General features: G+C 29.9%; 21 protein-coding genes and 1 pseudogene. 8 read left to right on the forward strand and 14 right to left on the reverse strand.

Going from position 1 to position 15,802, the window contains the following annotated elements; genetic code table 11:
- Positions 1-201: 201 nt before the first annotated feature.
- Positions 202-402 (reverse strand): cold-shock protein CspD, encoded by a 201-nt coding sequence (gene cspD, locus KA867_RS06955; protein WP_019469926.1) that lies wholly within the window; start codon positions 400-402, stop codon positions 202-204.
- Between the two features lie 343 nt (positions 403-745).
- Between cspD and KA867_RS06960 the strand changes: the two genes are divergently transcribed.
- Positions 746-1,162, forward strand: coding sequence for a YxeA family protein (locus KA867_RS06960; protein ID WP_210137507.1), 417 nt, complete (start codon positions 746-748; stop codon positions 1,160-1,162).
- A 127-nt stretch (positions 1,163-1,289) separates the two neighbouring features.
- Here the strand turns inward: KA867_RS06960 and KA867_RS06965 are convergent, their stop codons facing one another.
- The 3 genes from KA867_RS06965 to KA867_RS06975 all read right to left on the reverse strand — a co-directional run bounded on the left by KA867_RS06965 (position 1,290) and on the right by KA867_RS06975 (position 2,727).
- Positions 1,290-1,595: a hypothetical protein gene (locus KA867_RS06965; RefSeq protein ID WP_019469924.1), complete on the reverse strand. Its 306-nt coding sequence runs from the start codon at positions 1,593-1,595 to the stop codon at positions 1,290-1,292.
- A 591-nt stretch (positions 1,596-2,186) separates the two neighbouring features.
- The gene (locus tag KA867_RS06970) at positions 2,187-2,348 is read right to left on the reverse strand and encodes a hypothetical protein (RefSeq protein WP_019469923.1); all 162 of its coding nucleotides are present in this window, start codon (positions 2,346-2,348) and stop codon (positions 2,187-2,189) included.
- 184 nt (positions 2,349-2,532) lie between these two features.
- Complete coding sequence (locus KA867_RS06975) at positions 2,533-2,727, reverse strand: hypothetical protein (protein WP_019469922.1); 195 nt, start codon at positions 2,725-2,727, stop codon at positions 2,533-2,535.
- Between the two features lie 188 nt (positions 2,728-2,915).
- Here KA867_RS06975 and KA867_RS06980 point away from each other — a divergent pair, with 188 nt between their 5' ends.
- Positions 2,916-3,128 carry a hypothetical protein gene (locus KA867_RS06980; protein ID WP_210137508.1) on the forward strand — a complete coding sequence of 71 codons (213 nt, stop codon included), beginning with the start codon at positions 2,916-2,918 and terminating at the stop codon, positions 3,126-3,128.
- 72 nt (positions 3,129-3,200) lie between these two features.
- On the opposite strand, the gene KA867_RS06985 is transcribed toward KA867_RS06980, so the two are convergent.
- Complete coding sequence (locus KA867_RS06985) at positions 3,201-3,725, reverse strand: GrpB family protein (protein WP_210137509.1); 525 nt, start codon at positions 3,723-3,725, stop codon at positions 3,201-3,203.
- 202 nt (positions 3,726-3,927) lie between these two features.
- Here KA867_RS06985 and KA867_RS06990 point away from each other — a divergent pair, with 202 nt between their 5' ends.
- A complete protein-coding gene (locus tag KA867_RS06990) occupies positions 3,928-4,095 on the forward strand; it encodes a hypothetical protein (protein ID WP_181187401.1) in 168 nt (55 codons plus the stop codon).
- 80 nt (positions 4,096-4,175) lie between these two features.
- On the opposite strand, the gene KA867_RS06995 is transcribed toward KA867_RS06990, so the two are convergent.
- The 7 genes from KA867_RS06995 to KA867_RS07025 form a co-directional block, all read right to left on the reverse strand.
- A complete protein-coding gene (locus tag KA867_RS06995) occupies positions 4,176-4,340 on the reverse strand; it encodes a hypothetical protein (protein WP_210137510.1) in 165 nt (54 codons plus the stop codon).
- 324 nt (positions 4,341-4,664) lie between these two features.
- Positions 4,665-5,312 carry a hypothetical protein gene (locus KA867_RS07000; protein WP_210137511.1) on the reverse strand — a complete coding sequence of 216 codons (648 nt, stop codon included), beginning with the start codon at positions 5,310-5,312 and terminating at the stop codon, positions 4,665-4,667.
- Positions 5,313-5,336: 24 nt separating this feature from the next.
- Positions 5,337-6,416 carry a trypsin-like serine peptidase gene (locus tag KA867_RS07005; RefSeq protein ID WP_210137512.1) on the reverse strand — a complete coding sequence of 360 codons (1,080 nt, stop codon included), beginning with the start codon at positions 6,414-6,416 and terminating at the stop codon, positions 5,337-5,339.
- Between the two features lie 283 nt (positions 6,417-6,699).
- Positions 6,700-6,963, reverse strand: a complete 264-nt coding sequence (locus tag KA867_RS07010) for a hypothetical protein (protein WP_245355934.1) — start codon at positions 6,961-6,963, stop codon at positions 6,700-6,702.
- A 63-nt stretch (positions 6,964-7,026) separates the two neighbouring features.
- Complete coding sequence (locus tag KA867_RS07015; protein ID WP_210137513.1) at positions 7,027-7,200, reverse strand: hypothetical protein; 174 nt, start codon at positions 7,198-7,200, stop codon at positions 7,027-7,029.
- A 132-nt stretch (positions 7,201-7,332) separates the two neighbouring features.
- Positions 7,333-7,761, reverse strand: coding sequence for an organic hydroperoxide resistance protein (locus KA867_RS07020; RefSeq protein WP_210137514.1), 429 nt, complete (start codon positions 7,759-7,761; stop codon positions 7,333-7,335).
- A 295-nt stretch (positions 7,762-8,056) separates the two neighbouring features.
- Positions 8,057-8,290 (reverse strand): hypothetical protein, encoded by a 234-nt coding sequence (locus KA867_RS07025; protein WP_019469915.1) that lies wholly within the window; start codon positions 8,288-8,290, stop codon positions 8,057-8,059.
- 1,671 nt (positions 8,291-9,961) lie between these two features.
- Between KA867_RS07025 and KA867_RS07030 the strand changes: the two genes are divergently transcribed.
- The 5 genes and pseudogenes from KA867_RS07030 to KA867_RS13605 form a co-directional block, all read left to right on the forward strand.
- Complete coding sequence (locus KA867_RS07030) at positions 9,962-10,570, forward strand: stage II sporulation protein M (RefSeq protein ID WP_210137515.1); 609 nt, start codon at positions 9,962-9,964, stop codon at positions 10,568-10,570.
- A gap of 458 nt (positions 10,571-11,028) precedes the next feature.
- Entirely contained in the window at positions 11,029-11,166 is a 138-nt protein-coding gene (locus KA867_RS07035; RefSeq protein WP_210137516.1) for a hypothetical protein, read from the forward strand.
- A gap of 10 nt (positions 11,167-11,176) precedes the next feature.
- Positions 11,177-11,317, forward strand: a complete 141-nt coding sequence (locus tag KA867_RS07040; protein WP_210137517.1) for a hypothetical protein — start codon at positions 11,177-11,179, stop codon at positions 11,315-11,317.
- Between the two features lie 25 nt (positions 11,318-11,342).
- Complete coding sequence (locus tag KA867_RS07045; protein WP_210137518.1) at positions 11,343-11,582, forward strand: hypothetical protein; 240 nt, start codon at positions 11,343-11,345, stop codon at positions 11,580-11,582.
- 253 nt (positions 11,583-11,835) lie between these two features.
- Positions 11,836-12,370: pseudogene (locus KA867_RS13605) on the forward strand (tyrosine-type recombinase/integrase); the annotation flags it as partial.
- 365 nt (positions 12,371-12,735) lie between these two features.
- Here KA867_RS13605 and guaA read toward each other — a convergent pair.
- Positions 12,736-14,277, reverse strand: a complete 1,542-nt coding sequence (gene guaA, locus KA867_RS07050; RefSeq protein ID WP_210137519.1) for a glutamine-hydrolyzing GMP synthase — start codon at positions 14,275-14,277, stop codon at positions 12,736-12,738.
- A 21-nt stretch (positions 14,278-14,298) separates the two neighbouring features.
- The gene (gene guaB / locus KA867_RS07055) at positions 14,299-15,765 is read right to left on the reverse strand and encodes an IMP dehydrogenase (RefSeq protein WP_040029828.1); all 1,467 of its coding nucleotides are present in this window, start codon (positions 15,763-15,765) and stop codon (positions 14,299-14,301) included.
- Positions 15,766-15,802: the final 37 nt, after the last annotated feature.

The following is a 15,802-nucleotide window of genomic DNA, read 5'->3' on the forward strand; positions in this document are numbered from 1 at the left end:
ATTAATACTAAGCAATCTTGCAAGAGTCATTAATATTTTATTGGTAGTAAAAATAAAAAAATAGATGCAAATCCGCAGCAACAACTAACAAGTTGACTTTGAATTTACACCTTTAAAAGTGAATACACACATATAATTTCAAATATTGATTTTAAGACAAATAAAAAAAAGACGAGCGTGGCTCGTCTTTTTTATGCGTTATTATAATTTAATAACGTTAGCTGCTTGAGGTCCGCGGTCGCCTTCAACGATTTCGAATTCAACAGCTTGTCCTTCTTCTAATGATTTGTAGCCGTCTTGGTTAATTGCTGAGAAGTGTACGAATACATCGTTTCCGCCTTCTACTTCGATAAAACCAAAACCTTTTTCTGAGTTAAACCATTTAACTGTACCGTTATTCATAATAAAAATCCTCCAAGTGCTTTTGCACAAAAATTTGTAATCTGTCTAAAAAATCAAAAGGAGTAAATTCAAAAGAATAAAACTACAAATCAATTTCACGAACTAAATTACTTAATACCTAGTATAACGAATAATTCGACCTTTGTATACCCCTATTTTCAAAAAAATATATTTTGCACTTTATTTTTAGTAATATAATCCATTAGTGAATATAAATTATTTAATCACATATGAAAGAATGACAAAATCGTTATATTAAAATGCCTTTTTGTAACTTAAAAATATAGCAAACGATGCAAATAACTTTTACATTATAGATAGTTACTTTAAGGAGGTAATAAGTATGAACAGATTTATAAAAGTACTTTTAAGCATTTTTATTATCATTATCATTGTTCTTATCGGTCTTTTTGGCTGGAAAGTTTACGCTGAAAAAAACGCAGACAATCCTGACATCGTTAGTTTTGCCAAATTAAACCCACTCATTACTAATGAAGCATATTACGTAAAAACTCAAAAACCAACAAAAGTTGAACACGATAAAAGCGATAATGGAGAATCTTTTGTCACATATAATTATAAGCAAGATGGCTATAATAAAAAAGGTGAAAAAAGACACTTAGATTTCAATGGTTTTGGTGAAAAACCCTTAAAAACAGATCATTTCTTAAAATTAGATACTGAACTTGGTCATGTCCAAAGTTATGAAGAAGTATCTAAAGATAAAGTACCTAAAAAAGCATTAAATCAACTTAAATAATTCACTTAATAAAAAAGTCACTTTAATGTGCTGATAATATAAAAAGCGCGCAAGTTAGAAATATTTATTTGCAAAATATAACTTTCTAACTCGCGCGCTTTGTTTGTAATGATTTAGTGACTACGCCTTAGTTATTCATTCTTTTGACTATTTCATGCTTAATAATCATTAATGCTTGGCTATACTTAGAACTTGTATTTTCTTGAGTGTTAATAATCAAAATATCTACTAAATCATCATTATTCATTTGAACTAATTCTTGTCGAAATTGATCAATATTTTCTACTAATCTCTTATGGTTGGGCTGATACTTATCTATAACATAATACTGATCAGCACCTAGTCCGCCCTCTTCAATCATTTTAGAAATTTCATCTGAACGCATTTCATCAGTTCTATCTATTTTTATATCTTTATTGTAATCATTAACCATTCGAATCCCCCATTTCATTCACCAAATACATCTCAAATTAAGGTTACATGATATCAAGTTAACTTTTCGACCCTAAACTTAAAACAATAAATCAAGTCATACCACCCACAATAAATTAAAATTACTCCAAAAGTTATATATTACATCTATACCCTGAAATTATATTTTAAACTTTAATTTAGATAATTCTTATTTATACTTATAATTTAATAAAACGATATAAAAAATCGACAAAATGGCACAAATTTTCTATATCGTCTCTAAAAACACCGAAATCATATACCTCATCCCCTTATAATGAACCTATTTTATATCTATCCTTTTTAAAATTTTTCAAAACATTTCATTATTTTATACTATTATAATGCATTATATTCTTTGGGTATAAGATGAAATTGACTATGCATGAAACAGATTCATAAGTTTTGAGAGCAATATCACAACAATAGCATCCATAAATATAAAAATCGCTATATGATATAATCTATCTCGCTTTTGACTAGCGTTTCATGAATCAATAATATAGTAAAGACTGAGACAACATTTGCCCCAGTCTTTGATACTTCTAATATTTTTCTATCATTTCAACGCTTATAATCGTTTTTTTGCGTCAATACCAATCCATATATTTGTTATTAAACCGACAATTCCCATAACTAATGATGGTATAACAGCATGATTGCTAGTATAAAACGTCACTAAAAACATAAGCAAACCAGTTATAATACTGATTAATATAGATGAAAGTTTCATTGGATTACTTCCTTTTCGCTATATCTTTTCGCTATATTAATTTACATTATTCCTATACTAAAATTCATTTAAAAAGAAATAAAGACAGTCTGTTGTAGAGTTTTAAAAAATTTGGCGTCACAAATACAATAACTTTTCATTTACAAAACACAGTCAAGTCCCTCTTAACCACACTTAAAGTTTTTCAACTCAATATGTATGCAATCACAAATAATATAATCGAAATAATGAGTGACATTAACCAAAATGGAGAACTCACTAAATCTTTATACGCTTGATCTGGTGCATTACGCATTTTCAACCGAATAAATTTGATTCCTAAATACAACGCTTCAACAAAATTAACGATCAAAACAATGCTCAACAATATAATAGCCATGGTTCGCCCTCCAAGATATCATCTGATTTATTCCACATCGTACCACAAGTTTTTTAAAGAATAAATATTGAAATAAATTTTAATTTTTATTTCAACATAAAAACATATGTGTTATTTTATAATTAACATTGTATATGGTTATTTTTTAAAATTATATGGGTTAGCTATCATAAAGTTGGAGGGGTATTGTGCAACTATTTTTACTTACACTTTTAGGTATTATTTTCGTTTTTGTATATGCTTCAAATTCAACAATACTTTTACATATCAAACTAATTAAACGGGCTAAAAATGAGGGTGCGGCAGCAATGAATGGTAAACAATGCCGCTTTATGTGGTGTTTGTTTGCAGTTATGGCAACAGGCTGTTATCTATTATTACTCAATTCAAATTTGTTCTAATAAATTTGAATTGAGTAATAATCAAAATAAGATGAAAGAGTTAATTATTATGTAAATAAGACAGTAGGTAGCCTATCCATCCTGATTATTTTGATACCATTTTAATGCTTGATGCTCTATGCGTTTGATAAACGGCGATTTGCCATTTGAATACGCACTTCTATTATTTGAATACTTGTTAGCGAGTGTAATTTTTAAATTTTCATATTCTTTCGCAATAGCTATATTAGCATTTAAATAATCTCTAAACGCTAAATGTCTATCAATATCTTCATAGTTATCAAATTGAAACATATGGACATGATAAGTTCTAGTATCCACGCCTTTTATATAAAACCTTCTACCACTGATACCACTTTCTCCTTGAGGTTCATAGCCTATTTGTCGCATCGCATTATTGTAACGATCCATAAACATTATATTTTTTACGACTACCATGATATCAATAACAGGCTTAGCATAAATATCTTTTATAGCTATACTGCCAATGTGATGCATTTCTATGATTTCTTTACCAACTACTTCTAACAGTAGATCTTTTTCTTTAACAAATTGTACTTCCCATTTTTCATAATCTTTTTTTAATATAATTTCCATCGTTCAATTTCCTACTTTCTTTTATCCTTATTACCATTAAAAAATGTCATAAAATTCATCTTAACTAAAACATTTTAAAATAAGGTGACTTTCTACCATAAATGAGAAATGATATAGTTGAATTAAAACTCGAACTGTAAAAAGTATGTTTCTAAAATACTGTATAAAATATTAAAAACAAAAACAGTAAAGGAGTCATCATATGAAATTTGTAAATTTAACAGCTATGACAGAAAAAGGCTTAAACAAAAAAGTTAATGAATTCTTAGAAGAAAATCCTTATATCGAAATTATTAAATTCGATTACCAATTAGGATATAGCAACTGTGGCGTAGGTATTCTTTACAATAAAGTGAAGTCTCAGTCCTAAGTTTAAAATCAAAGGAAATATGTTGAGACTTCTATATAACATTACTTATTTGTTCATTTACCAACTTGATTCACGACTGACTAATAAAATAATTGTAAAGCGGTCATAATTATAGTTAACAAACAGGCTAATAACATAACATTTTGAGCTTTATGAGAGCCCTGATTTCCATTTTTGTATTCTTTCATTACAAATAGCCAAGAAAGAATAACTAAAATCCCTAAAATAATTGCGATTGTTTTCATTTTACCTCTCCTAAAATGTCTTGTATAACTTATTATTATTCGTTTAAGTTCAAAAAGATACTTATACTTATATTTTTATAATATCATACATTTTAAAACGTGAATTGTTTGTAAATAATTCAACTTATTGTAATTGAAAATATCACAATTAAACTATACTTGTAATAAAAACAAAAGCTGAAACATAATAATGTTTCAGCTATGACTATCTTATGGACAGTAAATGCTTGTGACTACATCCACATCATAATATTTCTGTTATGGTTAATGCTATTCAAAATGACATCACTGTAAGATTATCACAATAGTAATACCTAAAATGTCTTATTTTTGAAAAACTTTAAAATTAACACGTTTACATAATAATAAACTACCCGCAATCAATGAGATACTGGCTAAAAAAATGGTTAGTGTTCTATTATCTGAAATCATGCCTGTATCAGGTAATTCTTTTATTGCATTGTGCTTCACGCTATTTTTTGAATTTTTTACTTCAGAGTTAACTTTTGAGAAATCATTATTTTTTGAAGCGTCTAACTGCTGATTTTTATTAAATCGCTCACTTTCTGCTCCTGGATTTTTAGGGTTTAAACCACCTTCATCTTTTAATTTTTCATTTACTGCATTATTGTGCAAGGATGTCTCACTATTAGATTTATGATTAAATTCATTCGTAGCATCTTCTAATTCTTTTGGCTCTTCAACCTCTGCTATATCTTTATGCGGAAACACATTTGGTTCTGTAAAACTTCCATCCTTATGCAAAATACCATGAGGTATTTTCTTCGTACCATCCTTTAACTCTATCGGTTTTTCAACCTCTGCTATATCTTTATGCGGAAACACATTTGGTTCTATAAAGCTTCCATCCTTATGCAAAATACCATGAGGAATCTCTTCACCATTTGCCCCTTGACTGCTAAATTGTACAACTGACATTAATAAAGCTGTAGTTAATAGTACCTTTTTCATTTTAAAACTTCCTTTCTAATCAAGTTATTGTAATATTTTGATATCTTTAATGTTAAAATATCCTATCCATTTATTATTTGAATCATATAATGATAAGTACTTTTGTCCATTTGGATGATTATACATATATTTTGCGTGATATATATTTCCAATTTTTATACTTTTTTCACTTCGTTTACTATTAAAATTCAAATCATTCCACAAACTAGTGTTCGAACGAATGACTTCTACTTTTTTATAATAATTGTGCGCCTTAGATTTTCCCATCCAATGCAAAATATAATCAATATAAAGTTCATTTAGTCGGGTTGCCCCATTGTAATCTTCCCCACCGAATGTATGTACACCAATTATTTGATTATTAGCATTCCTAACACTACTACCGCTTTGTCCTGGATTTGTATCCATATCGTAATACAAATTATTGGTCTCTATTTTATTTAAAAATCCTTTCGACTTAAACTGGGTACTACTCCCCTTATCCGCTGGAAAGCCTGAAGTCTCGATTGACTCATTTAATCTCACTTTAGAAGTTATTGGTAAAATTCCAGTCTTATCCCCCAAATTATTATTTAATTTAATAATAGCTAAATCATATTGAAAATCCCTTTTATTTATCCATTGATTTAAGGTGTATATTTTCTTAGATTGTGCCTTTCCAATATGAAAATTTTGGCCTTCTACTCCTGCATATACAACAATCTTGCTTGCCCAACCACCTGCGTTTTTTGAATAAATATTGTGCCCTGCTGTAAGTACTGAATCTCTTCCAACCATTGTTCCCGATCCTATATAAGTTTTACCGTTAGGAAACGTCATATTCAATAACACCACTTGTTTATAAGGTGTACTCTTAAAGTTTGAAACTTTTATACGTTGATCTGTTCCAATTATTCTTTCAATTTTATTTTCTAATGTATATTCAATTGGCAGCAAATTGTCTTGATTTAAATCTAAAGTTCCAGAAGAAGGCTCTTCTACTGAATCTACATCAGTTACTGCTGTTTCATTGTCTTTTTCTGAAATATTCGCACTCACACTATGACTAAATAATAAAATAAAAACTAGCATGCTTATCACTATTTTAATTATACTCCTCAACATTATTCACTCCCTACAAAATGATTTATGATGTATTATAAATTAAGTAATAAAATAAAAATCAGAATTTATAGTTTCATTACTTATTACTATAATATTGCAAGGAGTCATTTATTAGGGTAATATTTTTATTTAAGTAAAAATATAGATAGAAAATAGTAATAATATGTAAGTTTTAAATTTAAATATTGGTAATATCAAGTCTGTCAAAATGTTCAAATCAAAATAAAAAGAGCTGGAAACTGCAACTTAGCAATATTTCCAACTCTTTTTATATGATTAAATATTATTCACTTGAATTTGCTTTTTGAACTTTCAAAATTGTAAATATAATAACTATTGTTATGGTAATGAAATCAAAAGAATGTGTAAATGCTTCTCCAAATTCTTTTCCTTGCCAGAAGTAACGAATGATGAATAAAAGCGTTGAATGAACAAACAGCGCAATAAACATGTATATCACTGGTTTATCAAGTAATAGACCAAAAACAAATACAAATAACAGCATTATTATAGTAAGTATCAGCATGACTATGGTTGGCGCAGACATATTAAAACTCCAATCATATAGTATTTTAATCTTACTCTTCTAGAAACCTTTACGTTTAATTTGTCAATATGTAAAAATGCCAAAAATTATGACAAAAGCGAATTGTACAGTTTTGATTAGAGGTGAGCTAAATTCTAATATTTTAATATGCATCATTGTTCCAATAATAGGTGCTATAAAATTAAAACTAAATAATATTAGACATATACCAACCAACACTTGTTGTGATTTAGGCATAATTATACCTCCACTAAGAATGGTCCATTATTTCATAAAAAATAACCGCACCAATTAAGATACGGTTATATAAATATATGACAGCTAGATAAAATTTCTAAAAATTTTATCTAGCTTTTTGCATCACTTTACTTAATTAACGCTTACAGTAATTTCAATATCAATCGTGTCTTTTAGTGCTTTCGAATACGGGCAATAATTATGCGCTTTTTCAACGAACATCTCCGCTTCTTCTTGGCTGAGATCTTTAAGTGATACATCTAATTCAGCTGCCAATTTCACACCGCCATCAGATTTATCTGGCAATAAGTAAGCAGTCGCACGGACTTCTGGCTCAACCGTACCTTTGTCTGCACCTTTCAAAATATGCATTAGCGCATTGTTAAAACAAGAGCTGTAACCTGCTGCAAATAACTGTTCAGGGTTTGACTCAGTAACGCCGTTGCCACCCATTTCTTTAGGAACAGCTAAGTCTTGATAAAATGTATTATCTTCACTAAAAACTTTTCCATCTCTTCCGCCATTACTTATGACAGTTGTTTCAAATAATGGTTTTGCCATGAAAATCACTCCAATATTTTTTAAAATTCAAAAATAATGATTAATTAATCTTTTTACATATCAAATTAAGCTTAATCTAATTGTATTTTATCATTAGTTTTTAGATATTTAAAATCATAAGTGTTAAATTATCATTTATGTCTACTCATAAAAAAAATAGGACAAGTACATAAGTAAATGTCCCATTTGGCTAAAATACTTTCAATTGTTCGCTATGTATTACAAAACCCACCAACACTTCTGCTAATAGGTAGTTATATTATGTATCAAGACAAGAAGAACTCGTTTCTCAAACCTAAAACGCTAAGTTCAAAATTATAGCTATTAAAGCTAAAATAATAGCTATATAACCTAGTTTAAATTTAGCTAACACTCCATAAATACCAACAAATAAAATTCCTAAAGTTGTACATAAAGAAGCCACATCTGAATTTATTTGAAAGGCAAAAACAACAAGACTAATGAAGAAGAATACAGAAGAAATAATCAAAGAAGTCATAGAAAAAATACCACGATTTTTTTCATTCATAATAAAAAGCCCCCTTTCACTTTTTAAACTATAAAACATTATTGCTTTATTGACGTTGCGCCTCTGAACCCTTAACAAACAATAAAATTTCTAGGCATAAATGCGTCATTTATCTCTATTTTCATCACTGCAAAACATTAAAAAAATAGGGATAATAAAACAACAAAGTATTATAATTAAAAAAGACATAAAAACTACTCCTTTTTAGCAAACTTTATTTCAGCACAATTAATTTCTAATATAAATATAACAAAAATAGGGCGAGCACATAAGTACCCGTCTGAGCAGTATTCTCTAGTGAAGACTAGATAGAATATAAGTAGTGACAAAAGCATAGTCTAAACGACTACAACTATATTGCAACATATCATTTAACATGTAATCATCTAATAAAATAGCCACCCATAAAGGTGCCTTCAAAAGGTGTGGTTCTGGAGGAACTTTATACGCAGTTATATTACACCCTTTTAGATTGTTCAACGGTATTTACAATATCTTAATACTACTCACTTGATTTAGCTTTATTGATTTTGTAAATAGCATGATTATAATTACTGTGGTTACTAAATCAAATGAATGAATAAATACATCTCCAAATGCTTTATCTTGCCAAAAAATAGCGAATGATAAATAAAAGTGTTGAGTGAATGAATAGTATTATAAACATATATATCATCGATTTATCCAAAACCATACATATAATAATCATCATTGTAACTGCAATTATAGTAAGTAGTAGCATCACGATATATGGTATAGATATATTTATTTCTCCTTATTTAAATAAATAGCTAAGAATGCCATACCTATACAAAACCACATACTAAATATTGCTATCCACATAACTAATCCACCTTTTCTATATATTCCAATAGTACATTCCCAATTAAAACAACTATAACAATATCTGCTAGTATAATTGGTATACTAAAAGGTATTGAGAAATTTAATAATAAAGTCCCTATGTAAAAAATAGCTATAGCAATAAAAAACTGTATTACAACATGAAATAATTTATGCCCTCTCATTTTCATGAAAAATAGTCCTACAAACAATACAAAAAGTAATGATAAATATAATGTAATACCAGTTAAACCCATTAACTCCTCTGATTTAGAGTTAAAATTAAAGAATGGTATAAAAGTTAATATTCGATTAATGAATAAAAGAATACCGCAAAAGACTATAATACCAACGAAATGAATACCTAAACTCTTAATGAATAATAATAATTTATTTTCTGGTTTCTAAGAACCAATCGATATAAACACATCTATGATAGCAGCTAACACAATTATTAATATAAATACTATTAAGTAAAATTGGGAATACTTTCCCATAAATAGATCAATAAAAAAACCTAGAACATCGTACAATCCACTTAACATAATTTTCTCCTTAAATTTTATTTTCTTTTTAATAATATTGAAGATAACTCAAAAATATAATAACATATTTTTTAAAAACTTATATTGCCTAAATGTATAAATTCAGTTCTTAAATGTCTATTCTATACAAATAAATGTAACTATAACAAAACCACCTAACAGAACTTATAATAATATGTACATTTTAGAGAACTGCATTTATTTAAATAACCTATTAATATTAATAAATATTTGATAGTGTGATATTAGTTACCTACACACCCTTTATTATACGGAGGTATATATGCTTAAAATTCAAGACGATGCTTATCTCAAAAGAGCTTTAAAATTCTTATTTACAACATTATTGATTTTTTTAATCACCCTTATTTTGGCTATTATATTCAGTCCATCTATAGAAACTTTAAAAAGTGCTACAGAGAGTACTCATAATTCCGTAGATAAGGCACGAGGTTTGCAAAAGGTTTGGGAATATATACTAAACAATGGCTTTAAAGTGCCTTTTCAAATGCTAATACTGACTATAATTCCAATTCCTTTTCTATATTACTTAAATATAATAAAAACAACAGTACCACTAGGTATAGCGTTTGGCTTCGTACTTCATTTGGATTTATATAAAGGGATTATGATGATTATAGCTTCTACACCTCATTCTATCGTAGAAATATTGGGTTTTTGCTTCATAGCTAGTGCCTTATTTAAAGTTAATCAATCTATTATTAGAAAAATTAATAACATTTTCAGAAAGAGTAAGAAACAAAATCTTTCTATCAAATTAGCAATAATAAATTTATTGAAAATTTATTTGTTAATTGCCCTACCTTTAATTATAATAGCAGCATTTATGGAAACTTATTTAACAGATCTTTTATTAAACTTATTAACATAATAACAAGCTCACTATCATTTTGAATTGGATAATATTAAATATCAAAAGATCATCCCATGTGTATTTTTATTGAATTCTTAAACAAAAATTCAATATATCTATAGATTGATTCATATTATGATAATTTTTTAGACATCTTAAAAGTCTTATATACTACTTTCGACTATTTAAAAACTCAGTACTTATTAGTAAATTACATAAAAGATAACACTAACCACTACACAAAGGAGCTTTACTGTGGAGTATATTGTATGTACAGTAATTAAAGTTATAAATTTCATATTAAGTACAATGCTCGATAGTTACTTGTATATTAAGGAGTTTATTAAAGTGAGGAAGAAAAATAAGGAATAGCAGCACCCACTATGTGTTTTTACACACGTACACCCTGTTTTAAGGTTGTGAAATACATAGTAATATTTTAATTAAGTAGTGTTGAATGAGGGAGGAGTGATTACATGAAATTGGGTAAATATAAATACGATTTCAACTATTTAATTATGTCCATACCACTTTTAGTAGTATCTATATTTGTACCAGCAGTTTTTGTAGTATTTGTAATTTGCTTAATATACGGATTTGAGGAACGTAAATAGGAGGAATATTATGAATTTCGGTAAATATAAAGTAGATGAAACGTACTTTGTTTTCGCAATGACATTTCTAGTATTATCTATTACAGTAATGCCTTTATTTTTGGTTATTAGCATATCATTTTTAGTATTTAGCTTTAAGAAAGAGAAATAATACATAACAAAGGGTGGAATTTATCATGCAATTTAAATTTAATGAGTGGAATGTCACTGTAAATGGAAAAGGTTCACATGATGTTGTTGTTAATGAAGATACATTATTAATTTTACAAGGATACCAACACGTTGAAATAGCATTAAAAATAGATAATGATACCATAAAAGTAAAATCTTTAGGTTATAACGAAGATGTAAGTATTAACCCTGTAACTAAAGAAATTACCGTTAATGTAACTAACTTATTAGAAGATGATGAATAATTTATAATCAAGTCAAATATTTATTAAAATACAAATAAATTTCTTCATGGGTAATACGCCTCCTCTATTTATTTTATATCTTAAAGAGGGATAACAAATATGTCATGAACAATTCACTAATAAATATAATCAAATACAGTATTGTTTCTATGAGAAGTATAAAAACCCATATATCTACAAATGAAAACGTGTGAGCGTTGTTCTAAATAAGAATGATAAGTAAGATAAGTAGGCACAGCAAGAAGCTCAAAGGCTCTTAAATGAGCGTATAGGGGAATTATTAGCAATTCAACCAGATAATATTGATTTTGGTAATAAAACCTTAGAAATAAACGGTACAATTCATTGGCGTAATGAAAATAATACAGTAGTCTTTAAAGATACGACCAAAACCGAGGCTTCTTATAGATCAATTTCGCTAAACTCTCTTAGTTGTGACATTTTACGCAAAACTATATTAGAAAATTAAAAAACTATCCAATGGGAAGCTATGTATCAAGATAGAGGATTTATATTCACTAATCATCGTGGCAATCCTATGTCGCTTAGTACCATCAATAGAAATATGCAACAATCAGCATCTAGTGTAGGTTTACAAAACATATAACAAGCCACACTATGCATCCATCGTAATCTCATATCATTATTATCGCAACTAGGTGTATCTCTCAAAGCAATAATGGAGCGTGTGGGGGCACACTGATCATAAGACTACCCTACAGATATATAGTCATGTAACTGAGCAAATGGATAAAAATATGATGAAAAAATTAGAAAAAATACAATAATTTATAACACAATAGAAAGAGTGATAACATGAATTTTATTATTTATCCTTTGTTATTCGGATTGATTTTCGCTTTATTTAAAACTTTACATTTATGGTATTCAAAGAAAATCGCTAAGACATCTACAAGTGATTGGAGATTTAATCCTCATTTAATTTGGATAATGTCTATAGTCGGTATATTTATGGGAATTGCGTATGTTTTATTATTTAAATAATTCTTAATACTAGAGAGGTAACTTTTATTGATCATCTCTTTTTTCATGTCCGAAATTCATAAAATTGCAAATCATGCCCTTTTTACATTCTTTAACCACAAAAAAACCCCTCAAGCCTATGCTTAAGGGGTTTCATCATTCTATTCTATTATTCCCACTCTATGGTACTTGGGGGCTTAGATGTAATATCATAGACAACACGGTTCACGTGGTCTACTTCATTAACAATTCTGCTTGAAATTTTTTGTAAGACTTCCCAATCAATACGTGCAAAGTCACTTGTCATACCATCAATAGATGTCACTGCGCGAATACCTACAGTGTGGTCATAAGTTCGGTAGTCTCCCATGACACCTACAGATTGAATACCAGGTAACACTGTGAAGTACTGCCATATATCACGTTCAAGACCTTCTTCACGAATGACTTGTCTTAGGATCGCATCTGATTCGCGTACGATTTCAAGTTTATCTTCTGTAATTTCACCCAGCACACGAATACCTAAACCTGGACCTGGGAAAGGCTGTCTCCATACTAAGTGTTCTGGAATACCTAATTCGATACCTAATTCACGTACTTCATCTTTGAATAATGTATTAATAGGCTCAATTAATTGGAATTCCATATCTTCAGGTAAGCCGCCTACATTATGGTGTGATTTAATCGTTTGCGCTGTTTTTGTACCTGATTCAATAACGTCTGTATATAATGTGCCTTGCGCTAAGAAATCAACACCTTTTAGCTTAGATGCTTCATCATCAAAGACATAAACGAATTCATTACCAATGATTTTACGTTTTTGTTCCGGATCTGATACACCTTGAAGTTTATTCATAAAACGTTCTTGAGCATCGACACGAATGATGTTCATGTTGAAGCCTTCACCAAATTGTTCCATGACCATGTTGCCTTCACCTTTACGTAGTAAGCCATGGTCTACGAAGATACATGTTAATTGGTCGCCAATCGCTTTGTGTAATAACACTGCAACAACAGATGAGTCTACACCACCGCTCATTGCACATAATACCTTGCGATCACCAACGAGTTCGCGAATTTTTTCAACTTCAATATCTATAAAGTTTTCCATTGACCATTCACCAGTACATTCACACACGCGACGTACAAAGTTACGTAATAAGTCATTACCAAATTCAGTGTGACGTACTTCAGGATGGAATTGAACACCGTAGATACGGCGTGATTTATCTTCAATTGCTGCATAGTTCGTACTTGGACTGTCTGCAATCACTTCAAAACCTTCTGGGATTTCAATAACTTTATCTGAATGACTCATCCAAACATTTTGTTCCTCAGGTAGTCCGAAGAATAATTCGTCAGTTTTCGCATTAATCACGGCTTTACCGTATTCTCTTTCATTGGCACGTTCAACTTTTCCACCCAACAATTTAGTTGTTAATTGCATGCCATAACAAATACCTAGAATAGGAATACCTAAATTGTAAATTTCTGGGTCAATCGTAAAAGAATTCTCTTCATATACTGAATTCGGCCCTCCTGAAAGGATAATCCCTTTCGGATTCATGCGTTTAATTTCTTCAATGCTGATTTCATGGTCGTGCAGTTCACTATACACACCCATTTCACGTATACGACGTGTAATTAATTGGTTATATTGGCTACCAAAATCTAAAACAAGTATGAGCTCTTGCTCTTTCGCCATTTCCATAACTTTAAATCTCCTTTTAACTTAGAATGAATAATTTGGTGATTCTTTTGTAATTTGCACATCATGTGGGTGACTTTCTGCTAAACCAGCAGGTCCCATACGTGTAAATTGTGCTTCTTCTCTTAATGCTTCTAAGTTTCTTGAACCAGTGTAACCCATGCCTGATCTCACACCGCCCATAAGTTGGTAAATCGTATCTTGTAATGGACCTTTGTAAGCAATACGACCTTCAATACCTTCAGGGACGAATTTTTTAGGCGCTTTGTCTTCTTGGAAGTAACGGTCGTTAGAACCACTTTCCATTGCACCTAATGAACCCATACCTCTGTATACTTTATATTGTCTACCTTGGAATACTTCTGTTGCACCAGGGCTTTCTTCAGTACCTGCAAGTAAGCTACCTAACATCACAGCATGTCCACCTGCAGCTAATGCTTTGATAATGTCTCCTGAGAATTTAATACCACCATCAGCAATAATAGACTTTCCATGCTTACGTGCTTCTGTTGCACAGTCATATACGGCTGTAATTTGTGGTACACCTACACCAGCAACAACACGAGTCGTACAAATTGAACCAGGTCCGATACCTACTTTGACAACATCTGCACCTGCTTCATATAAAGCTTTAGTACCTGCAGCAGTCGCAACGTTTCCGGCAACTAATGTTACTTGTGGGAATTTTTCTTTAATGTGTTTAACTTGTTCTAAAACGCCTTTAGAATGTCCATGAGCTGTATCGATAACTAAGGCATCTACACCCGCTTCAACTAATTTTTCAGCGCGAATATCTGTATCTTTTGCAATACCAATCGCTGCACCAACTAACAATCTACCAAGTTTGTCTTTAGCAGAATTCGGGAATTCAAGTACCTTTTCGATATCTTTGATTGTGATTAAACCTTCTAATCTACCATCTTTAACTAACGGTAATTTTTCTATTTTATGTTGCTGTAACAGTTCTTCAGCTTCATCTAAAGTAGTGCCTACAGGTGCTGTAATTAAGTTTTCTTTAGTCATAACATCCGAAATTTTAATAGAGAAATCTTCAATAAAACGTAAATCACGGTTTGTTAAAATACCGACTAATGTTCTCTCTTCTTCATTATTTACAATAGGTACACCTGAAATACGATATTTACCCATCAATGCTTCTGCTTCATACACACTTTCTTCTGGTGTCAAGAAGAATGGGTTTGAAATAACACCGTTTTCTGAGCGTTTAACTTTTTGAACTTCATCTGCTTGATCTTCAATATTCATATTTTTATGAATAACACCTAGACCACCTTGTCTAGCCATTGAGATCGCCATTTTGGATTCAGTTACAGTATCCATACCTGCTGAAATAACAGGGATATTTAATTTAATACCTTCTGATAATTGAACACTTAAGTCTACTTCTTTCGGCAATACATCTGATTCTGCTGGTAACAATAACACATCATCAAAAGTTAAAGATTCTTTTTCAAACTTGTTTTCCCACATATGAATACAGCCTCCTAATATTTGTTTTATAGCTCCA

Origin of the sequence: Staphylococcus sp. GDH8C109P, from assembly GCF_017893405.1 — a bacterium.
Lineage (GTDB): Bacteria > Bacillota > Bacilli > Staphylococcales > Staphylococcaceae > Staphylococcus > Staphylococcus cohnii.